The sequence below is a fragment of the Rhizobacter sp. P2_H2 genome (genome assembly GCF_056403375.1).
This window is the reverse complement of the sequence record NZ_JBFUFP010000750.1, coordinates 1-2,727: the sequence shown is the minus strand read 5'-3', so window position 1 is coordinate 2,727 and position 2,727 is coordinate 1. Positions and strand designations below refer to the sequence as shown.

At 67.3% G+C, this 2,727-nt stretch carries 6 protein-coding genes; 4 read left to right on the top strand and 2 right to left on the bottom strand.

Annotation, left to right across the window (positions count from 1 at the left end; genetic code table 11):
- The coding region (locus AC1D15_RS25730; RefSeq protein WP_477828224.1) for a cytochrome b/b6 domain-containing protein at positions 1–391 on the top strand (391 nt) is incomplete at its 5' end.
- Between the two features lie 18 nt (positions 392–409).
- Here AC1D15_RS25730 and AC1D15_RS25725 read toward each other — a convergent pair.
- Entirely contained in the window at positions 410–829 is a 420-nt protein-coding gene (locus AC1D15_RS25725) for a VOC family protein (protein ID WP_477828223.1), read from the bottom strand.
- A gap of 153 nt (positions 830–982) precedes the next feature.
- Here AC1D15_RS25725 and AC1D15_RS25720 point away from each other — a divergent pair, with 153 nt between their 5' ends.
- Together AC1D15_RS25720 and AC1D15_RS25715 are read left to right on the top strand one after the other, a co-directional pair.
- Entirely contained in the window at positions 983–1,393 is a 411-nt protein-coding gene (locus tag AC1D15_RS25720; RefSeq protein ID WP_477828222.1) for a hypothetical protein, read from the top strand.
- A gap of 22 nt (positions 1,394–1,415) precedes the next feature.
- Entirely contained in the window at positions 1,416–1,793 is a 378-nt protein-coding gene (locus AC1D15_RS25715) for a hypothetical protein (protein ID WP_477828221.1), read from the top strand.
- Positions 1,794–1,846: 53 nt separating this feature from the next.
- On the opposite strand, the gene AC1D15_RS25710 is transcribed toward AC1D15_RS25715, so the two are convergent.
- On the bottom strand, positions 1,847–2,158 hold the full coding sequence (locus AC1D15_RS25710) for a phosphatase PAP2 family protein (RefSeq protein WP_477828220.1): 312 nt from the start codon (positions 2,156–2,158) through the stop codon (positions 1,847–1,849).
- Between the two features lie 260 nt (positions 2,159–2,418).
- On the opposite strand from AC1D15_RS25710, the gene AC1D15_RS25705 reads away from it, so the two are divergent.
- Positions 2,419–2,727: hypothetical protein (locus tag AC1D15_RS25705; RefSeq protein ID WP_477828219.1), on the top strand; the 309-nt coding region annotated here is incomplete at its 3' end.

Below are 2,727 nucleotides of genomic sequence, written 5' to 3'. Positions count from 1 at the left end.
GCGTTGCCTGTGGGCCGCACTGCACCGTGGCCCGGGTGGCTGGCGCGCGCTGAAGCCCTCGATCGGCGACACGCTCACTTACCTGCGCGGCAACGCACCGCGCACGCTGGGCCACAACCCGCTGGGCCTGTGGATGGTCTGGCTGCTGTGGCTGCTGGTGCTGCTGCTCGGGCTCACCGGGTGGATGAGCCGGCTGGATGCCTTCTGGGGCGACGAGCGCGTGCACGACCTGCACGCCTGGCTCGCGGACACCTTGATGGTCTCGGTCGCGGTGCACCTGGCCGGCGTCGCCGTGATGAGCTGGCGCTGGCGCGAGAACCTGCCCGCGGCGATGCTCAGCGGGCGCAAGCGCCCTCAGGCTGCGGGGCGCGCGGAACGCGGCAGGAAATAGCGCTTCGCCCGGGCTGGCCTACGCCGCCTGATCGCCGGCAGGCATCGCCGCCGGATCCATCCAGATCGCGCCCCACAGGTGCTGGTCGGGGTCGGCCAGGTCCCGGCCGTACATGAAGCCAAGGTCCTGCACCGGGTTCACGTCGGCCCGGCCACCGTGCGCAGCCGCGGCCTCGTTCATCCGGTCGACGGCCGCCCGGCTGTCCACGGTCAGGCCCAGCATGACGGCGCTGGTGCCTACGGGGGGAATCGGCCGCTCGGTGAAGGTGCGCCACTTGGCGTGGGTGAGCAGCATCGCGTGGATCGTCTCGCTCCAGACCATGCAGGCCGCGGTGTCGTCACTGAACTGCGGGTTCTGCTCGAATCCCAGCGCCTTGTAGAACGCGATCGAGGCGGCGAGGTCGGTGACGGGAAGGCTCACGAAGATCATCTTTGTCACGGGGGGTCTCCTGGTGATGCGACAAGGGCTGAATGAAGCGTCTGCGGTTCGCAGGCTTCATCCATACGACGTTCGACCGCCACCCGGATCGACAAGGTCATCGGCATCGCAATGCGTTAACGTGGCCGGTCCTGCTTCCTCGGCTCGACCCCCATGATCGGCTCTCGCCTGCTTCCCCTGCTCTTGCTGCCCATTGCCGCCACCGCGGGAGCGCAAGACGGCTCGCCACTCGAACAGTCGCTGACAGGGCATTGGACCAGCACCGATCGCCAATTCGTGGAGTTCCGGGCGGACAAGACCTTCCGGATGTATCCCAAATGCGGTCGCGAAGCCGACGAGTGGAAGCAGCGCGGTACGCCGTTCCTGCCGGCCACCTGGGAAGTCGCCGACGGCAACCACTTGAAGCTCACGGTGACACTTCAGGAGCAATCCAGGACCATCGATTCGACCGTGGTGCTGGCCGGCGACGAACTGCGCCTCACGGATGGCCAGGGCCGCACGACCGTGAATCGGCGCTACGTCGGTGCGTGGCCGCCCGTCTGCCCGATCAATCCTTTGCGCTAGCAGCGCGCGGCGGCGCCCCTTCATGCTTGAGATCGTTCTTGAAGTGCTCGGCGAGTTTCTGATCCAGGTGGTCGGCGAAGTCCTGCTGGAGTTGGGCCTCCACTCGCTGGCCGAGCCGTTCCGCAAGGCCCCGAACCCCTGGCTTGCCGCATTCGGCTATGCGCTCTTCGGAGGCGTCGTCGGGGGCCTCAGCCTCCTGGCGTTCCCCCACAACCTCGTTCCCGGTCCGTGGCGCCTGGTCAACCTGATCGTCACGCCCCTGGCGGTCGGCAGTCTCATGTCGGCCATGGGTGCGTGGCGCGCTCGTCGTGGCGAGCCGGTCCTCAGAATCGACAAGTTCGCGTACGGCTATCTGTTTGCGTTGATGTTGGCCTTGATGCGGTTCTTCCTTGCATCATGAAAGTCAGCGAACAAGAGCATGCGCCCGATCGGCCTGATGGAACAGCACCAGCATCAGCGCCAGCCACGCAGCACCGGCCGCGAAGCCGGCCACCACAGCGCGAGCAGGCCGTAGAACACCGCGGCGGCCATGCTGTGCCCGCTCGGGAAGCTGTAGCTGTGCAGTTCGGCCGCCGAGGCACTGAAGGTCGGCCGGACACGCATGAAGATCTGCTTCAGCCCGCTGTTGACCAACGCCTCACCCAGCATCGTCGTCGCGAACACGATGGCCCAGGGCCGGTCGTTCAGCGACCACAGCACCAGCACCACGATCGACGACAACAGCGTCAACCCCAGCGTTCCATGCACGGCACTGACGGCGTCCATCGGCGCATGCACCCACGGTGACTGGTCGGCCTGCAGCGCCAGGCCCAGCCACAGGTCGACGTTCGCGAACGAGTGCGTGTGCAGCGCCGAGTGCGCGACGGCCGCGAAGGCAGCGCCCGCGGACTCATGGGCTCACTGTGCCGGCCGAGCACTTAATGGCGACTTAGCGCGCACCGCATTCCGTGCGATCCCCCACGACCCGGGGGACTGGCCGCGGCATCTTAAGGCTCGACTAACTCTCGGCTTTGCACAGTGCAGGCATGTCGAACATCAGACTCATTGCCGCACTGATCGCCTGCGGTGCGCTGTGCCCGCCGGCTGCACACGCCGACGACGAGCCCGTGGCGCCCGCCGCCGCCGAGCTGCCCTCCGACGAGAGCCTGGAGCAATCCGGCGCGGTCATCGGCGAGATCCGCATCGACAACCTCGACATCTTCGACACGCGGCTCCAGGAGGAGGACAACGCCGCGTTCCGCCTCGCGAACTGGCTGCACATCCAGACCCGGCGCGAGACCATCGAGCAGCAGCTGCTGTTCAAGCCCGGCGAGCGCTACAGCGCGCGGCTGCTG